At 54.2% G+C, this 310-nt stretch carries 1 protein-coding gene; it reads right to left on the bottom strand.

Features of this window, described 5'->3' with window-relative positions:
* Window positions 1–213, bottom strand: a 213-nt coding sequence (locus AC1RPN_RS08810) for a DUF3850 domain-containing protein (protein WP_481763811.1), incomplete at its 3' end; no start/stop codon positions are given.
* Window positions 214–310 lie beyond the last annotated feature (97 nt).

A 310-nucleotide genomic window follows, 5' to 3' on the forward strand; every position in this document is an offset into this window, starting at 1 on the left:
CCCATATCCTGACTGTATGTGGGTGATGCGGGCCATGAACTCGCGGTCTTGGACCCGGCCCTCACGAAATTCACGCACAAACAGCCAATCACGAACCTGAAAATTGCGGTCGTTGACTCGCACCTCCGCTTTCTTGGACCCGGACCACGCGTCTTCAAATGGAATAGGGTCCGATTTAAGATCGTGGACCTCGGGCCGTCGCTCACTGGTCATTCATTTCTCCCAAGTTAGGCACTTCTTTTGTACGTCTCTTCTTCCGATCACCTGATCCTGTAGATGATCCGGTGGCCGCCGAAGGTTCACCCAGATC

Source organism: Dellaglioa sp. CoH-57-MRSF-20 (assembly GCF_056781955.1).